The 16,914-nt window shown below is 36.6% G+C and carries 13 protein-coding genes; 6 read left to right on the top strand and 7 right to left on the bottom strand.

Annotated features, from left to right (window positions below; all coding sequences use genetic code 11):
• Positions 1–102: 102 nt before the first annotated feature.
• Positions 103–642 carry an RNA methyltransferase gene (locus tag IWB64_RS02745; protein WP_194532564.1) on the top strand — a complete coding sequence of 180 codons (540 nt, stop codon included), beginning with the start codon at positions 103–105 and terminating at the stop codon, positions 640–642.
• Here the strand turns inward: IWB64_RS02745 and folK are convergent.
• Positions 639–1,784: a 2-amino-4-hydroxy-6-hydroxymethyldihydropteridine diphosphokinase gene (folK, locus tag IWB64_RS02740; protein WP_194532563.1), complete on the bottom strand. Its 1,146-nt coding sequence runs from the start codon at positions 1,782–1,784 to the stop codon at positions 639–641. The genes IWB64_RS02745 and folK overlap by 4 nt on opposite strands.
• A gap of 71 nt (positions 1,785–1,855) precedes the next feature.
• On the opposite strand from folK, the gene sppA reads away from it, so the two are divergent.
• The gene (gene sppA / locus IWB64_RS02735; protein ID WP_194532562.1) at positions 1,856–3,619 is read left to right on the top strand and encodes a signal peptide peptidase SppA; all 1,764 of its coding nucleotides are present in this window, start codon (positions 1,856–1,858) and stop codon (positions 3,617–3,619) included.
• 70 nt (positions 3,620–3,689) lie between these two features.
• Here sppA and IWB64_RS02730 read toward each other — a convergent pair whose 3' ends face one another.
• Positions 3,690–5,789, bottom strand: a complete 2,100-nt coding sequence (locus IWB64_RS02730) for a DUF5723 family protein (protein ID WP_194532561.1) — start codon at positions 5,787–5,789, stop codon at positions 3,690–3,692.
• Between the two features lie 109 nt (positions 5,790–5,898).
• Between IWB64_RS02730 and IWB64_RS02725 the strand changes: the two genes are divergently transcribed.
• Both IWB64_RS02725 and IWB64_RS02720 read left to right on the top strand, forming a co-directional pair.
• Positions 5,899–6,609 (top strand): queuosine precursor transporter, encoded by a 711-nt coding sequence (locus tag IWB64_RS02725; RefSeq protein ID WP_194532560.1) that lies wholly within the window; start codon positions 5,899–5,901, stop codon positions 6,607–6,609.
• Positions 6,610–6,785: 176 nt separating this feature from the next.
• The gene (locus IWB64_RS02720; protein WP_194532559.1) at positions 6,786–9,497 is read left to right on the top strand and encodes an AsmA family protein; all 2,712 of its coding nucleotides are present in this window, start codon (positions 6,786–6,788) and stop codon (positions 9,495–9,497) included.
• A gap of 5 nt (positions 9,498–9,502) precedes the next feature.
• On the opposite strand, the gene IWB64_RS02715 is transcribed toward IWB64_RS02720, so the two are convergent.
• Both IWB64_RS02715 and IWB64_RS02710 read right to left on the bottom strand, forming a co-directional pair.
• Positions 9,503–10,210: a TVP38/TMEM64 family protein gene (locus tag IWB64_RS02715; RefSeq protein WP_194532558.1), complete on the bottom strand. Its 708-nt coding sequence runs from the start codon at positions 10,208–10,210 to the stop codon at positions 9,503–9,505.
• Between the two features lie 131 nt (positions 10,211–10,341).
• Entirely contained in the window at positions 10,342–11,136 is a 795-nt protein-coding gene (locus IWB64_RS02710; RefSeq protein WP_194532557.1) for a DUF2797 domain-containing protein, read from the bottom strand.
• A gap of 77 nt (positions 11,137–11,213) precedes the next feature.
• Here IWB64_RS02710 and IWB64_RS02705 point away from each other — a divergent pair, with 77 nt between their 5' ends.
• Both IWB64_RS02705 and IWB64_RS02700 read left to right on the top strand, forming a co-directional pair.
• On the top strand, positions 11,214–12,728 hold the full coding sequence (locus tag IWB64_RS02705; protein WP_194532556.1) for a GH3 auxin-responsive promoter family protein: 1,515 nt from the start codon (positions 11,214–11,216) through the stop codon (positions 12,726–12,728).
• A 72-nt stretch (positions 12,729–12,800) separates the two neighbouring features.
• A complete protein-coding gene (locus tag IWB64_RS02700; protein WP_194532555.1) occupies positions 12,801–13,364 on the top strand; it encodes a hypothetical protein in 564 nt (187 codons plus the stop codon).
• A 97-nt stretch (positions 13,365–13,461) separates the two neighbouring features.
• Here IWB64_RS02700 and clpX read toward each other — a convergent pair whose 3' ends face one another.
• From clpX to tig, 3 genes are all read right to left on the bottom strand, one after another.
• Positions 13,462–14,697 carry an ATP-dependent Clp protease ATP-binding subunit ClpX gene (clpX, locus tag IWB64_RS02695; RefSeq protein WP_194532554.1) on the bottom strand — a complete coding sequence of 412 codons (1,236 nt, stop codon included), beginning with the start codon at positions 14,695–14,697 and terminating at the stop codon, positions 13,462–13,464.
• A gap of 99 nt (positions 14,698–14,796) precedes the next feature.
• Positions 14,797–15,477, bottom strand: coding sequence for an ATP-dependent Clp endopeptidase proteolytic subunit ClpP (clpP, locus tag IWB64_RS02690; RefSeq protein ID WP_194532553.1), 681 nt, complete (start codon positions 15,475–15,477; stop codon positions 14,797–14,799).
• 102 nt (positions 15,478–15,579) lie between these two features.
• Entirely contained in the window at positions 15,580–16,902 is a 1,323-nt protein-coding gene (gene tig, locus IWB64_RS02685; protein WP_194532552.1) for a trigger factor, read from the bottom strand.
• Positions 16,903–16,914: the final 12 nt, after the last annotated feature.

The raw sequence follows: 16,914 nt of genomic DNA, 5'->3' as shown, positions 1-16,914 counted from the left end.
CAAGGGAAGATAAACCATTGTTGATATTTGAGGATAAGTTTATCTTCAGCGTTTTACCATATCAGAAACATTAAAAACAACCCCTCCAAGGGAAACTATAGCATGCGTAAACTTAAGAACGAAGAACTGAACCGATTAGATATTGAAGCTTTTAAAGAGGCTGATAAGTCGCCCATTGTCATTATAATGGATAATATCCGGAGCTTAAATAATATAGGGTCGGTTTTTAGAACTTCCGATGCTTTTTTAATCGAAAAAATATACCTCTGTGGCATTACTGCGCAACCACCGCATAAAGACATTAGAAAAACAGCTTTGGGTGCTACTGAAAGCGTAACATGGGAACATAAAAAAAGTACGGTTGATTTAGTGAAATCGTTGACCGCAGATGGTTATACCATCTTGGCTATTGAGCAAGCGGAAAATGCCATAATGCTTAATGAATTAGAAATAGACCCGGCCAAAAAGTACGCCTTAGTTTTTGGTAATGAGGTAAAAGGAGTGTCCCAAGAAGTGGTAGACGCCAGCCATAGTGTAATAGAGATTCCACAATACGGTACTAAACACTCCTTGAATATTTCGGTGAGTGCAGGTGTTGTCGTTTGGGATTTATGGTCTAAAATGAATGCACTAAAAGCCTAGTTGGGTAAATGAATGGCGAATTTGGTTATCTTATCAATAATGGTGTCGTAATCGTCTTTATTACCAACAAAATCAAGGTCGCCCATTTCAATAATTAGGTTGTTCTGTTCAGGATATCCTTTGATGAAATCAAAATACCCTTGGTTAATCTTTTGAAGATAATCAGGAGCAATCTTTTTTTCATAATCTCTACCTCTTTCCTTAATGTTTTCTAACAAACGTTCAGTGGTTTGGTAAAGGTATACGTATACTTTGGGCTTTTTCACCTCTTTATACATGAGGTAGAATAGTTTCCGGTAGAGTTCAAATTCCTCTGCCTGTAATGTAATACGGGCAAATATGAGGGATTTATAAATGTCATAATCACTCACCATGAACTTCTTAAATAGGTCATATTGAGAGGTGTCATCTGTAAACTGCTGGTATCTATCTGCTAAGAAAGACATCTCCAAAGGAAAAGCGTAACGGTGTTGGTCTTCGTAAAATTTTGGAAGAAATGCGTTGTCTGCAAAACGCTCTAATACCAATTTACCGTTAAAATCTTCCGATATCTTATTTGCCAAAGTTGTTTTACCGGCACCAATGTTCCCTTCAATAGCTACAAAGTTTATATGCGCAAAAAGGTCGGCTCTGTTTCTATGTAATTTAAAAGGGGTGCGTTCCAACTTCCCTTTGTCGCGACATTCTTGCACAAGGTTCCGTGTATCTTTATTTAAAATGGGATGATAGAACTGAGGGGCAATATCACCCAAAGGTTTTAATACAAATTTGCGGTACGTAAGCTCAGGATGCGGAATAATTAAGTTATCAGAAATGAAAACTTCCCTTTCGTAATATAAAATATCAATATCAATTAATCTAGGGTGGTACCCATCTTCGCCTGATCTTATCCTGCCTAACTTAGTCTCAATATCCAATAAGGTTCGCAAAAGTTCTTGCGGAGCCATAATTGTTTTAAGGGATATGCAAATATTCATGAAGTCGTTAGACTCAAAACCCCAGGAGCTTGTTTGATACACATGGGATATCTTTTGCACTTCTCCGGCAGCATTGTTTATAGCAAACAATGCGTCCTGTAAGTTGTTCAAAGTATCACCAAGATTACTTCCAAGTGATAGGTATACTGTTTTGGGGTTGCTCATAATATATAACAAAGAAACAAAAAGTAGAGGTGAGTTCATTATCTTTGGGTGAAAATACTAACTCAATTTTCATGAAATTCTTAAGAAATCTTTTGGCGGCCATTATCGGCTGCCTTATTGCTTTTGGAGTTATTTTAATAATGATCGTTATTTTTGCCGGTATTGTAGGCAGTTCTGAAGAGTCGGTTTCCATAAAGAACAACTCCATTTTAGAGCTCCAACTAAAATTACCTATTAGTGATTACGTAGGCGATAATAGTATGGATCCGTTTACAGGGGCCTTCATGGAGCAATCGCAAGGTCTAGATGAGATTTTACAGGCTATTACTGTAGCAAAAGATGATGATGATATCAAAGGCATAAGCATCAATAATAACTTTGTGATGGCCGGTCTTGCCCAGACGCAGGCAATTAGAAAAGCACTAGAAGGCTTTAAAGAAAGTGGTAAGTTCATCTACACGTATGGAGATTTTTATATGCAGAAAGATTACTACTTGGCCAGTGTTGCCGATTCTGTATTTATAAACCCAGTAGGAGGATTGGATTTTAGAGGCTTGTCTTCAGAAGTATTATTCTTTAAAGATTTACAGGAGAAAACAGGCATAAAGATGGAAGTCATACGCCACGGAAAGTATAAGAGTGCTGTTGAGCCTTTTATTGCTAACGAAATGAGTGAGGCTAACCGTACACAGATTAACGAATTAATTGGTTCGTTGTGGAATTCTATGGTTGATGATATTTCTAAGGGAAGAAGCATTTCTTCTACCGATTTGAATATCATTGCAGATACCTTAGGAGGTAGAACTCCAGAATTTGCCAAAGAAACCGGACTGTTAGATGATGTTATTTTCTTTGATCAATACGAACAGAAACTTAGAAATGCTATACATCTTGAAAAGGAAGATGATTTAAATATTGTAGAGTTACAGGATTATGTAATCCGTTCGAACAAAAAAGTAATTAAAAGCGGAAAAGATAAGATAGCCGTTGTTTTTGCGCAAGGCGAAATATTATATGGGGAAGGTGGACCGGATGTTATTGGTCAGGGTATAATCAATGAAGCTATTATTAAAGCAAAAGAGGACGATGATGTAAAAGCAATTGTACTTAGGGTGAACTCTCCTGGAGGTAGTGCTTTAACTTCCGATATCATTTGGAGAGAGATTGTATTGGCAAAAGAAAAAAAACCTGTAGTGGTTTCCATGGGTAACGTGGCGGCTTCCGGAGGATATTATATTGCTGTTGGTGCAGATAGGATATTTGCAGAACCTACTACGGTTACCGGCTCTATAGGTGTTTTTGGAACAGTGCCAAATTTAACTGAGCTTGCTGCTGATATAGGTGTTAATGCAGAACAAGTGGGTACGAATAAAAACTCAGTAGAATATTCCGTTTTTGAACCCATGTCTAGCGAATTTAGAGGTTATGTTCAAGAAAGTATTGAAAGTACTTATGATACTTTTTTACAACGGGTTTCTCAAGGGCGTAATATTAGTATGGCAGAAGCAGATAGTCTAGCGCAAGGACGCGTATGGAGTGGGGTAGATGCAAAACGTATTGGTCTTATAGACGAATTGGGTAATCTGGAAGATGCCATTGCAGAAGCTGCGAAAATGGCTGAATTGAGTGATTATGGCATAAAGAAATTTCCAAAATATAAAACTGGTATAGAACGTTTATTGGAAGATTTAGGCGGTGCCAGTGCTAAAGTGAAGCAAGATTTTATAGAAGAAGAAATTGGTTCTGAAGCGTATTCCATTTTAAAACAGGTGAAATCTGCGATGGAGCAGGAGGGAGTGCAGGCACGTATGCCTTTTGTGCTTGATATTAAATAATAATCTGGTTATAACTTTTTTAAAATAAAAAGAGCCCGTTAATAGCGGGCTCTTTTGGCATACGTACTTGTTATTTTACTAGATTAATTTCTACCCTTCTATTTTGAGCCCGACCATCTTTGTACATGTTGGAGGCAATAGGTTTATCTTCTCCATGACCAATAGCTGTTAAACGAGAGCTGTCAATTCCTTTTTCTATTAAAAAGTCCTTAACCGAAATAGCTCTGGATTCAGATAGCTTTTGATTCGTAGATTTGCTACCTACGCTGTCTGTATGGCCTTCTACCGTAAATTTAGCTTCAGGATACTCTTTAAGAATGCTCATGATGTCTACCAAAACACTTGTGGATTCTGCTTTTATACTCGCTTTTCCAGAGTTAAAAAGAATAGTTTTAGCGTAATCGTTCAGTAGTTTTTGAACTTCTTCGGTAACTTCAGGAGTTTCTGGACAACCATTGTTAGCAACGGTTCCCATTTCATTAGGACATTGGTCGTTTTTGTCTAAAACACCATCACCATCTGTATCTGGCCAAGGACACCCTTGGTTTTCTGCTGCTCCAGGTTGGTTAGGACATTTATCATCTTCATCAAGTACATCATCGCCATCAGAATCAACTAATGGGCAACCATCGTTCAATACTTCGCCTGCTTCTTCAGAACACTTATCCTCTTTGTCAATAACCTTGTCACCATCGGTATCAGGCCACGGGCAACCGTTGTTTTCAATTGGGCCAAATTCATCAGGGCAATCGTCTTTTCTGTTTACTATACCATCGCCATCTCTGTCTTTAGGTTTTCCTTGGTATACCGGTATTTTCAATCCCGCATAAACGTCGGCCGCTTTTGAGTTGTCACTTAGTAATAAGGTCATGACAGAGCCAGAACCCACATATAGAGGTCCTGCTCTAAAACCAGCTCCCCATTGTGCTCCTGAGCCTTGGGTAATGCTCACAGGCATGTAAAAGCTAAGCCATTTGCTTTCAAAGCGAGGAGTAAAAGAAACCATTGTTGGTATTCTATTTGTATTTACTTTGGAATTAGAACGCAATGAAAAATCAGTATTTAAATTCAGGTAAAATCTATTGTTTAAACTATAGTCTACGTTAAAATGAAGAGCTGTTGGTAAAGCAAATTTTTCTGAGGTATCAACTGAAGTCTGCGTATATAAGTTGTTTAAGAGGTCTTCTAAATTGTCTTCGTTCTCAAAATCGTCTTCATTTACCGTACCTGTTATATCATAGGTGTTCTGAGTACCATTTTTATAGTTTATGGAACCGATATCACTTATAGAAAGGGCAAATTTCAATTTGTACTTGTTCAGATGTTTAAAAGAGTTTGCACCATCGGTAGAAACATAGGAAGCGTAATCAGGTCTCCACTCGTAAACAGCTCCTAAATCTACACCAAAGCCAGTTGCACCATCTACAATTTCAACTTCAAAATTTTCAAAATTATCATCAATATTATCACTGTGGCCATAGTTTACTTCGCCTACGGATTCGATACTTCCGGTAGTTTGCCCACCTGGTAAAGGAGTGCCATCAGCATCATAATCTATAGTTATGTCTTTTCCACTGGCGTAAGCATTTCCCATACCTTGTAGGTATTTTAAGGAAATACCTCCTTTAAGGAAGTGTTGGTCCTTGTTCATCAGAACTTGTGCGTAAGTAATGCCAATTTCTGCCCATGCATTAGCCGTAAGATAAACATCTTCTTCATCTATCATTAGGTCATCGTTCTCATCAAAATCATTAGAAAGGCTTTCAAAAGTGTCTCCATTAATTTTGTTTACATTGTAACCTACTCTTCCCCTTGTAAATACGGCTAGTGAGCTTGTGGGTGTAAGGTTAAACATAAATGATGGGCCCAAAACATCTGCATTACCAAAGAAATTATTGCTGTCTTTGGGGTACTTTTTACCATCAGTATCAAAATCAAAATCTGAGGTGATTACGTCACCCAGTTTTAATCCATAATAATCGTTACTAAAGAATGTGCTTGCACCTACAATATTAATATCTGTTTTGAATCTAGAATCCGTAATATTTGCAGGGTTGGCAATTAAGCTGTTGACGCCACTGTAATTATCCGTCAGAAATCCGACATAGGATTGGGCTTTGACACTAACTGCCCCCAATACCAGTAAGGATGTAAGTATGGTTTTTTTCATGCTTGGTATTTTTTAAGCTATTTTTGATTTTGTTTTAAGAGTCTTGTTTTAACGAACAACCATCGGTGAAATTGTACTGTTCATCGATCACTTTAATAAGAAAATACTTATGAATTTAAAAGATAGCCGTTTGGCATATCAGATATATCTTTATTTGGGAGCGCTGTTTATTACCTCTTTGGTGGTCTCTAATCTTATTTTTCAGAAGTTCTTCTATTGGAATCCTTTTGGTGATTTTACCATTTTTGGAGTGTCACTTTTTGAAATATCAGTAGGAATTTTGCCTTACCCAATCACCTTTTTAATTACAGATTTAATTTCTGAGATTTATGGTAGAAAGAAGGCTAATCAGATTGTTACGGCAGGTATTTTTGCCAGCTTATTCTCTATGGCTATAATCCTTTTGGCAGAAGTGGCTCCAGCCATACCTTCTTCTCCAATAGACGATGCAACATTTACCCAAGTATTTGCGCTGTCCCCAATAGCGGTTTTGGCTTCTATGATAGCCTATCTCTTTGCGCAGTATATTGATATTGCCATTTATCATTTCTGGAAAAAATTGACCAAAGGCAAGTATTTGTGGGTACGTAATAACTTCTCTACCTTTCTTTCTCAGTTTGTAGATACCTTCACTGTAGTAGGGCTTCTCTGTGTATTTGGTATTCTTCCGTGGGACCTTTTTTTTGGGTTGGTCGTGAGTGGATTTGTTTTTAAAATTTTAATAGCACTCTTAGACACTCCTTTCTTGTATTTGTTCGTATATATAATGAGAAAGCGGTTTAATTTGGCCGTGGGAGAAGAAATAGTGCTAGAGGTATAATATTCAGTGCTTTTTGGAGTTGTACCGTTAGGGTTAAGAATCTTAATATAAGAGTTAAAGAGACCGAGCTTCTTTCGTTAGGTTGTACCCAGTTTTAAAATGGATATCAATGCTAGAGTAAACGCTCATCTTTTTTATTCCGTTAAGTTGTATAAATCAGTATTTGAAATAGAAATATGAAAAAGAAAATATTTTGGGGTTTAGGAGTGTTTGTACTGCTTATTGTTGCTGTACTAGTAGCTGCGCCCTTTTTCCTTGAGTCCAAAATTGAGGATATTATAAAGAATAACGTGAACAAAAATGTTAACGCTAATTTTGATTTTTCAAAAGCTAATCTGAGTCTCTTTAGCAGTTTTCCGAATGCTGAGGTTAGTATGGAAGATGTGGTTTTGTTAAATAAAGCCCCATTTGAAGGGGATACACTTTTTGCGTCTAAGAAAGTAGCTCTTTCCATGGGTATTGGTGAGTTGTTTAAAGGACAAGATGAGCCAATAGGGATTAAAAGTCTCACGGTAGATGGTGCACTGGTAAACGTTACTATAGATAAAGAGGAGAATGCCAGTTTTGATATTGCGGTACCATCAGATGAGCCAAGTGCTCCTGCCGATACTTCTAGTGATGGTTTTAATCTGGATTTACAATCATACGCCATTACTAATACTAATATTGTTTATGACGATCAGTCTACTGGCATGCGTTTGGTAATTTCAGATATGCAACACAATGGAAAAGGTGACCTTTCTTCGGAAAAATCTGAACTAGATACGTTTACTGAGGCCTTGGTTTCTTTTGAAATGGACAGCACTAATTATTTGAACAAGAATAAAATTGAGTTAGATGCTCTTATCGGTGTTGATTTAAAAGAAAATAAATACACTTTTTTAAAGAACGAAGCATTGATCAATCAGCTGGCTTTGGTTTTTGATGGTTTTATTAAACTTAATGAGAACAGTCAAGAAATAGATATTACTTTTAAAACACCTTCTTCTGATTTTAAAAACTTCTTGGCAGTTATACCTGAGGAGTATTCTAAGAATATTGAAGATGTAAAGACCACGGGGAATTTTATGCTTGAAGGTAAATTCAATGGTGTTGTAGACGAGGAGCATATTCCTAAATTTAATATCAAAATTTATTCTGATAATGCCTCTTTTAAATATCCAGACTTGCCAAAGGGGGTTCGTAACGTTTTTATTGACACTAAAATCAATAACACCACGGGTATTGCAGAAGATACGTATGTAGATATAGATAAACTGTCCTTTATGATTGATGAGGATAAGTTTGATATGACTGCACACATCAAAGAACTAATGGGTAACACCAAAGTGAATGCCCATATAGATGGTAAAATGAACCTAGCTAATCTAAAAAAGGCATATCCAGTGCCTGCAGATCTGGATTTAAAAGGGCTTTTAGTTGTTGATGTGAAGACCGCTTTTGATATGGCTTCCATAGAAAAGGAGCAATATGAGAAAACAACTACCGATGGTAAGGTTAGTTTAAGTGATTTTGAATACAATTCAGAAGAAATACCAAATCCAGTAAAACTTAAGAGTACTAAATTAACTTTTAATCCTTCTACAGTAACGTTAAACGAGCTAAGTGGTACTACTGGTAAAACGGATTTTAATGCCAAAGGAACCATTAAGAATCTATTGGGCTTTATGTTCAACGATGAAAAAGTAGAGGGTGATTTTGACCTTTCTTCCAATACTTTTGCCTTAAGTGATTTTATGGTGGAAGAAACGCAAACCGAACCAAGTGAAGGTAAAACAGAAGAAAAGAAAACAGAAGGTGTCACAGAAGAAAAAATTAAGATACCATCATTTTTGGATGCCAACATAAATGCATCGGCCAATACCGTGCTTTATGACAACCTTACTTTGAAAGATGTAAAGGGTAATCTAAAAATTAAAGATGAGAAGGCAACACTTACTAATATGACGTCTTCTATTTTTAATGGTAAAATGGCATTTAATGGAGAGGTTTCTACAAAAGAAGAAACGCCAACTTTTGCCATGAATTTAGATATGAAGGAATTGGGTATAAGTGAAACCTTTAAATCGCTTGATCTTCTAAAGGCAGTTGCTCCAATTGCCCAGATCTTAAAGGGGACTATGGATACTGATATTAAGCTTTCAGGTAGTCTTACCGATGATTTAGTGCCCGATTTATTGACGTTAACAGGAGATATTTTTGCTGATATCATGACGAAAGAAGTTGACGCGGAAAGTGCTCCAATGCTAACATCTCTTAATAGTAAGCTGAATTTCATAGACATGAAACAATTAAATCTTGATGATTTAAAAACCAAGCTTACTTTTGAAAATGGGGTAGTGAACGTAAAACCATTTACGGTAAAATATAAAGATATAGCTATTGACGTTGGCGGTACTCATACTTTTAATAAAGAAATGAAGTATACGGCTACTATGGAGGTGCCCGCTAAGTACCTAGGCAGTGATGTGAGTAAGTTAATTGCTCAAATAGGTGAGAGTGACCTAGAAGATTTGAAAATTCCTGTTGTAGCTAATATAGGGGGTAATTATGATAACCCTAAAGTTAGCACAGATTTGGGTTCGGGTGTTAAGACCTTAACAAACCAATTGGTGGAAATACAAAAGCAAAAGCTAATTAACAAAGGTAAGGATAAGGCTAAAGATTTAATAGGAGATGTTTTAGGTGGAAGTAAATCCGATACAGAAGGTGAGAGCAAATCTACAAAAGATGACGTAAAAGAAGTTTTAGGTGGTTTGTTAGGTGGAAGTAAGAAAGATACAACTACAGTGAAAACAGATACTGCTGCACCTGAGGAAAAAGAAGACGTGGTAAAAGAGAAAGCTAAGAATATTTTAGGTGGACTCTTAGGGAAAAAAAGTAATTAATAGGATTACCCTATTTGTTTATGCTTTTTGTCATACCAAACATATAACAAGAAAATAACTAGGCTTATTAAAGAGCCCCAAAGTAGACCTGTTTTCATGCTATTGGTACTTTTGCCAAGTATAGCAATGAAAAGTATAAGTGGGGTAATGCCAATTAGGGTTGCCCCAATAAATTTCCAATACCCCATGCGTAGTATGCCACCCACAAAGCTAATGGCATCATTGGATAAAAATGGATTAAGGCGGGTAATTATAACTGCCCAAAAACCGTAATCTTTTAGGAAAGTGCTTACCTTTTTCTCCGTCTTTTTTCCAATAATACGCTGTACACGGTCTCTGCCTAAAAGTTTGCCAATAGCATAACCTACCGAGGAAGCGATAAAGACAGCAAATAAAACAATGAGACTTCCCCATACCGCACCATAGGCCAAGATTGAAGTAACCATAAGCATTACAGATGGAACGATAATCATGAACATTTGTGCAATCATGGCAATTATCAAAACAACAGGGCCCCATGCTCCAAACTGTGCCACCCAACTTTCTACTTCTTTTCGATTACCACTTGTCAATACTTGCCAAGCTTCATTAAAAAACGACTGGATAGACGGAATGGTGAAATAGCCTACAACTAGTAATACTACTATCATAAGAGATAGGTATACTGGCCATTTGCTTTTACTTTTTTTCTTAGTTGATTCTTCTTTGGACATGCACTCTACTTTTTTTGTTTGGCAAAAGGTAGCTGTGATTGCTTAAGAAGAGTAGTCCAAACCGTTCTATTTTTGGTTCAAAAATAAAATGATGCGCTTATGGAGATTTAATTTTGTCGCCTAAAAGTTTTCTAACTGATTTGAAGGGATACAAAGTATCCTTCATTACTACGAACATTGAAAACGGTTTGATCCTCAAAAATTAAATACTGTCCCTTAATACCCTTTAAAATTCCTTTATAGTTAGGCGATTTAATTAGATTAAGGCTTTTAACTTTCTCTGGATATTGCAGCACGGGAAAATCAAGGATAGTTTCTGAATTATCAGTAATATAGTACTGCTGGGCTTCGTCGGGAATGTATTGTTTCAATTTGTTGCGCCATTCCTCTAGGTTTTCATCGTCTACATTATTGGTGAGCATTTTTCGCCAATTGGTCTTGTCACCAATATGGTCTTTTAGAGCTACTTCTGTAATACCGGCCAAATATCGGTTTGGAGTTTCAACTATTTCAATAGCTTCATGTGCACCTTGATCTATCCACCGTGTTGGAATTTGAGATTTTCGGGTTACACCAACTTTTATATTGCTTGAGTTCGCTAAATAAACAATATGGGGCTGAAGTTGTGCTTTTTTCTCATATTCTAGGTCACGATCTTCTTTTCCTAAATGCGCAGTACTTAATTCAGGTCGCATAATCCAATCGCCTGCAGAAGGAATTTCGTAGAAACAGGTCTTGCAAAAACCTTGGCGAAAAATAGGACGGTCTCTGCCACAATTTAAGCACTGGAATTTTATAAAATTGATTTCTAACTCTTTATCCAGAATTTGATTTACGTTCAAAAAATCATTTTCAAAGACCATATAGTATTGAATGGGGTTTCCTATTTCGGTCTGCATTTTTCTTAGAACGCCTTCGTACTGCATAAAAAAGTATGATTTAAAATGAATTTGAAAATGATAAGTATTAAACTTAAATTTAGCGAATTCAAAGATACCCAAAAATGCCGATTACCTTATTCAATTCTATTGCCTCGTGGTTGCTAAAAAAGCGATATCACCAAATCGAACTTTTTTTAAAATATCCAGCAGAAGTTCAAGAAGAAGTACTTCATCAACTTATAGAAATAGCCGAAGACACAGAAATCGGCAGGAAGTATGGTTTTGAGTCCATTAACAATTATGAAACCTTTAGAGAGCGTGTTCCTATTTCTTCCTATGAAGAAATTGAACCTATTATAGAGCGTACACGTCGCGGAGAACAAAATATATTTTGGCCAACCTCTGTAAAGTTATTCGCTAAAAGTAGTGGTACAACCAATGCCAAAAGTAAATTTATTCCGGTAAGTGAAGAGGCCTTGGAAGATTGTCATTACAAATCTGGTAAAGATTTGCTTTGCCTGTACTTGAACAATAATGAGAATTCCCAGTTGTTCACAGGTAAAAGTCTGCGCCTTGGTGGGAGTAAAGAACTGTATGAGGACAATGGCTCGTATTTTGGAGATCTGTCTGCCATTCTTATAGATAACATGCCTTTGTGGGCAGAGTATAGTAGTACGCCAAGCAGTAAGGTGTCATTAATGAGCGAGTGGGAGAGTAAGCTCAAGGCTATAATAAAAGAAAGTACACAAGAAAATGTAACGAGTTTAGCGGGCGTGCCTTCTTGGATGTTAGTGCTTCTTAATAATGTAATACAGGAAACTGGTAAGGATAATCTTTTTCAAATTTGGGACAACCTTGAGGTGTATTTTCATGGAGGGGTAAGTTTTAACCCTTATGAAGAGCAGTATAAAAACTTGTTGCCGCGCAAAAGCTTTAAGTATTATGAGATTTATAATGCTTCGGAAGGATTTTTTGCGATTCAAGATCGTAATAATGCGGATGATTTGTTATTAATGTTGGATTACGGCATATTCTATGAGTTCGTTCCTATGAGTGAATACGGCACGGAAGGTCAAATGGCCATTCCTCTTTGGGAAGTCAAAAAGAACACGAATTATGCAATTATAATTACTACCAATTCAGGTCTTTGGCGTTATAAGATTGGAGACACTATTAAATTTACATCTACCAGTCCGTACCGTATTAAAGTTACAGGGCGTACAAAGCATCATATAAACGTTTTTGGAGAGGAGCTGATTATAGAAAATGCAGAAGAAGCCCTAAAGACCATATGTGCTAAAACCGGTGCCGAAATCAAAGATTATACGGCCGGACCTGTTTTTATGGAGGGTAAGGAAAAAGGAGCGCATGAGTGGCTTATTGAGTTTAGAAACCAGCCCGAAGATATAGACGTGTTTACCGAGTATTTAGATAATGCTTTAAAGTCATTGAATTCTGATTATGAAGCCAAACGTTATAACAACATTACTTTAAATATGCCCATAGTTCATATTGCCAGAGAGAATCTTTTTTATGATTGGCTGAAGTCAAAAGATAAGTTAGGTGGACAACATAAGATACCTAGATTATCCAACAAAAGGGACTATGTCGAAGAATTGCTTCACATGAACAAATAAAAGGGAGATTTGCCCGTTTAATATTGAAATTGAATTCCAAACCTAACCTAAAGGCAAATTAAATTTAATATTATGGCAGAAAGACTAGTAATCTTATCCGATATGTGGGGAGCTAAAAAAGGGCTCTGGATAACCTCGTACCTCGGGTACCTTCAACAGCATTTTAATATTACTTTTTATGATTGCCAACAATTGGGGAATATAGATGTAAAAGTAAATTCAGAAGAAAACGTTCATCAGGCATTTGTTGATGGAGGAATTGATACTGCTGTAGCACATCTCCTTAAGAAAGAAGAAGAACCGGCACATTATCTATGCTTTAGTGTAGGTGGAGCCATAGCATGGAAAGCAGCTCTTTTAGGTTTGCCTATGAAGTCATTATACGCAGTTTCTTCTACAAGAGTTCGCTCGGAAGTGAAAAAACCAGAAGGTCAAATCAGGCTTTTGTTCGGTGATGGCGATGTTTACAGACCGAAAGCATCTTGGTACAAAGAAATAGGAATAGAAGGTGAGCTAGTTAGTGGTTTTAGCCATAACATGTATTCCGATGATAAAATAATTAAAAAAGTTTGTCTTGATTTGTTGAATACGGTTACCCAAAAATCAGTAAAAACTAACAAGCAAAAAGCAATTTGATAATCCAGAGGTTTTAAACTAACACTCAAGGAAATAAAAAAGCGGAATCACTATAAGTGATTCCGCTTTTTTATTTTAGTGATTTATGTCTGAGAGTTTAAGAAACTGCTTTCAGTTTTTTAATGGTCTCATAAGACAATTTACCTTCGGCGTAAGCTTTGGTAACCTTAAATTCCGTTTCGTCATTACTCGGCATTTCAAACATGGCATCGGTAAAAATCGCTTCGCATAAAGACCGTAGGCCTCTAGCTCCTAATTTGTACTCAATAGCCTTCTTAACGATATAATCCAAAGCCTGATCGGTAATGGTGAAAACAATATCATCCATCGCGAACAGCTTTTCATACTGCTTTATAATAGCATTTTTAGGTTCAGTAAGAATAGCTCTTAGCGTTTTCTCATCTAATGGGTTCATGTGTGTTAGTACCGGAAGTCTTCCTATAATTTCAGGAATTAGACCAAATTCTTTTAAATCCTTAGGGATTATATATTGAAGAATGTTGTCTAAGTCTAAAACATCATCAGTTTTTGCAGCGCTATATCCAATAGCCTGCATATTTAGTCTTTTGGTAATGGCACGTTCAATTCCGTCAAAAGCACCTCCTGCAATAAATAGGATGTTTTCCGTATTTACCTCAATGAACTTTTGGTCTGGGTGTTTTCTCCCTCCTTTTGGTGGAACATTAACAACCGTACCTTCAAGTAACTTAAGAAGTCCCTGCTGAACACCTTCACCAGATACATCTCTGGTAATAGAAGGATTATCGCTTTTGCGTGCTATCTTATCAATCTCATCTATAAAAACAATACCACGTTCTGCTTTTTCAAGATTGTAATCTGCCGCCTGTAGTAAACGGGTAAGAATACTTTCTACATCTTCACCTACATAACCAGCTTCGGTCAAAACCGTAGCATCAACAATAGCCAAAGGTACATTAAGCATTTTGGCAATGGTTTTGGCAATAAGGGTCTTACCTGTACCCGTCTGGCCTACCATTATGATATTACTTTTTTGAATCTCTATATCGTCTTCTTTGGACTTAGGCTGTAAAAGCCTTTTATAGTGGTTATAAACTGCAACAGACATTACTTTCTTGGTACGTTCTTGTCCAATAACGTAAGTGTCTAAAAACGTTTTAATATCAACAGGCTTCTTCAGGGTAAGTTCTGAAGAAAGGTCATTTGTCTTGGTTTGTTTAGATTCTTCTGTTACAATACCGTGGGCTTGCTCTATACATCGATCGCATATGTGTGCATCAAGACCTGCAATCAAAAGATTGGTCTCAGGCTTTTTTCTGCCACAAAACGAACATTCTAAATTTTCTTTAGCCATATTAAAGTATACTTTCTTTGAAAAAATAAACGCAAATAAATGCGTTTTGGTTCATCGTGTTAATCGAAAAACCAATTAATAGTACGCATTTGGTCGAAATTATTCTTTACCCCTTACCAAAATTTCATCAATCATGCCGTAAGTCTGTGCTTCTTCGGCTTTCATCCAATAGTCACGATCACTATCATCAGTAACCTTCTCTATTGTTTGACCAGAGTGCTTGGCAATGATTTCATACAACTCTGATTTTAATTTTAAGATTTCACGAGCGGTAATTTCAATATCGCTAGCTTGTCCTTGTGCGCCACCCATGGGTTGGTGAATCATTACTCTAGAGTGCGTTAATCCGCTACGTTTTCCCTTTTCACCTGCACAAAGAAGCACAGCGCCCATAGAGGCTGCCATTCCAGTACAAATAGTAGCAACGTCCGGAGAAATGAACTGCATAGTGTCATAGATGCCCAAACCGGCATAAACACTTCCTCCTGGAGAATTAATGTATATCTGAATGTCTTTTTTAGCATCTGTACTGGCCAAAAACAATAATTGTGCCTGTACGATATTCGCTACCTGATCATTAATACCTGTTCCTAAGAAGATAATACGGTCCATCATTAATCTAGAAAATACGTCCATGGCAACAGCGTTCATCTGACGTTCTTCAATAATGTTGGGTGTAAGACCAACTGGGTACATGCTTGTTAAGATCGAATCATAATAGGTACTGCTAATACCTTGGTGATTTATAGCGTAGTTCTTGAATTCTTTTCCGTAATCCATATTTTTTTGTTCGATGTTTAAATTACTGGGGTATGAAATAAAAAAAGGTGCCGAAAATAATATTTTCGGCACCGTAAAGATACTTATAATTTTTTGGAAATGTTACCCGTAAACCTCCTTGACAAAGTTTTCGTAAGTAACCTCTTTGGTCTTAAGGTTTACTTTCTCTTTGTAAAGGGTAAGTAGTTTTTGGCTCATTAACTGTTCGGACAAACGCTTTACTTCGTCTTGGTTGCCCAATACACGTGCTGCAATATTGTCTAACTCTTCTTCTTGAGGGTTTAATTGACCAAACTGTGCCATTTGCTGCTTAATAAAACCTTTTGCAAATTCTTTAAGTTCGTCAAACTGAAGTTGAATGTCATTTTCCTTAATGACCTTACCTTCTATAAGTTGGTAGCGAAGTCCTTTTTCGGATTTTTCGTACTCTTCATTGGCTTCTTCTTCAGTTAATGGGTTTTCGCCAGTAGTTTGAATCCACTTGGTTAAAAACTCTGAAGGAAGTTCAAATTTTGTGTTTTCAATAAAATATTCGGTAATGTCATTCAATAATTTTTGATCTGACTGCTGCTCGAATTGTTTTTCTGAATCATCCTTGATACGTTGCTTCAAGTCTTTTTCAGATTTAACTTCGTCTTTACCAAAAAGCTTGTCAAAAAGCTCTTGGTCTAGTTTAGCAGGCTCTCTTTCGTTTATTTCCTCTATGGTAAAAGTAGCTTCAATATCTAGGTCCGCTGCTTTTTCTTGAGAAACACCAAAAACGCTTGAAAGTAAATAGTCTTCTTTAAAAAGACCTTTAGACTTCAATGTAACAACATCACCTACTTTTTTACCTTTTAGGGCGTCCAAAGCTTTTTTACTCTTGATCTTGTCAAGTTCTAAAGTGGCTTTATTGTCTATTTCTTGTTCTTCGTTTTTAAAAGTACCGCTTACTTCGTTGTCCTTTTCTACAGCATCCTTGCTGATAAGTTTCCCGTGTTGTTTAAGAATACGGTCAACTTGCTCGTTAACCATTTTGTCATCGGCAACGATTTTATAATGTGTAATTGGTTTTTTTGTTTTTAACGGAACTTCAAAATCAGGAGCAAGACCCAATTCAAATTCAAAAGCAAGTTCTTCGTTGTCCCAATCAAAATTATCTTGTTGTTTAGGAAGTGGATTCCCAAGAACATCTAATTTCTCTTCAGTAAGGTATTTGTTAAGATTGTCTTGAAGAAGTTTATTTACTTCGTCTACTAAAACAGCCTTTCCGTATTGCTTTTTTATTAAGCCCATTGGTACATGACCTTTTCTAAAGCCAGGTACATTGGCAGACTTTCTATAGTCACTTAGGATAGTGTCTACCTTATCTTGATAATCTTCTTTAGTGATAGCCACTTTAACGATGGCATTTAGATCGTCGATCTGCTCTTTTGTAATATTCATCTAAATCTTCTT

The sequence above is a fragment of the Zobellia nedashkovskayae genome (genome assembly GCF_015330125.1).
In the GTDB taxonomy this organism is placed as follows: Bacteria; Bacteroidota; Bacteroidia; order Flavobacteriales; family Flavobacteriaceae; genus Zobellia; species Zobellia nedashkovskayae.
Note: the sequence above shows the minus strand (reverse complement) of the source record. Positions and strands in the feature narration are given on the sequence as shown.

Coding starts and splice junctions, on each gene's coding strand:
- folK (WP_194532563.1), bottom strand. CDS start 1,784: ATGAGCAACCCCAAAACAGTATACCTATCACTTGGAAGTAATCTTGGT.
- tig (WP_194532552.1), bottom strand. CDS start 16,902: ATGAATATTACAAAAGAGCAGATCGACGATCTAAATGCCATCGTTAAA.
- IWB64_RS02700 (WP_194532555.1), top strand. CDS start 12,801: ATGGCAGAAAGACTAGTAATCTTATCCGATATGTGGGGAGCTAAAAAA.
- IWB64_RS02705 (WP_194532556.1), top strand. CDS start 11,214: ATGCCGATTACCTTATTCAATTCTATTGCCTCGTGGTTGCTAAAAAAG.
- clpX (WP_194532554.1), bottom strand. CDS start 14,697: ATGGCTAAAGAAAATTTAGAATGTTCGTTTTGTGGCAGAAAAAAGCCT.
- IWB64_RS02730 (WP_194532561.1), bottom strand. CDS start 5,789: ATGAAAAAAACCATACTTACATCCTTACTGGTATTGGGGGCAGTTAGT.
- IWB64_RS02720 (WP_194532559.1), top strand. CDS start 6,786: ATGAAAAAGAAAATATTTTGGGGTTTAGGAGTGTTTGTACTGCTTATT.
- sppA (WP_194532562.1), top strand. CDS start 1,856: ATGAAATTCTTAAGAAATCTTTTGGCGGCCATTATCGGCTGCCTTATT.
- IWB64_RS02725 (WP_194532560.1), top strand. CDS start 5,899: ATGAATTTAAAAGATAGCCGTTTGGCATATCAGATATATCTTTATTTG.
- clpP (WP_194532553.1), bottom strand. CDS start 15,477: ATGGATTACGGAAAAGAATTCAAGAACTACGCTATAAATCACCAAGGT.
- IWB64_RS02745 (WP_194532564.1), top strand. CDS start 103: ATGCGTAAACTTAAGAACGAAGAACTGAACCGATTAGATATTGAAGCT.
- IWB64_RS02710 (WP_194532557.1), bottom strand. CDS start 11,136: ATGCAGTACGAAGGCGTTCTAAGAAAAATGCAGACCGAAATAGGAAAC.
- IWB64_RS02715 (WP_194532558.1), bottom strand. CDS start 10,210: ATGTCCAAAGAAGAATCAACTAAGAAAAAAAGTAAAAGCAAATGGCCA.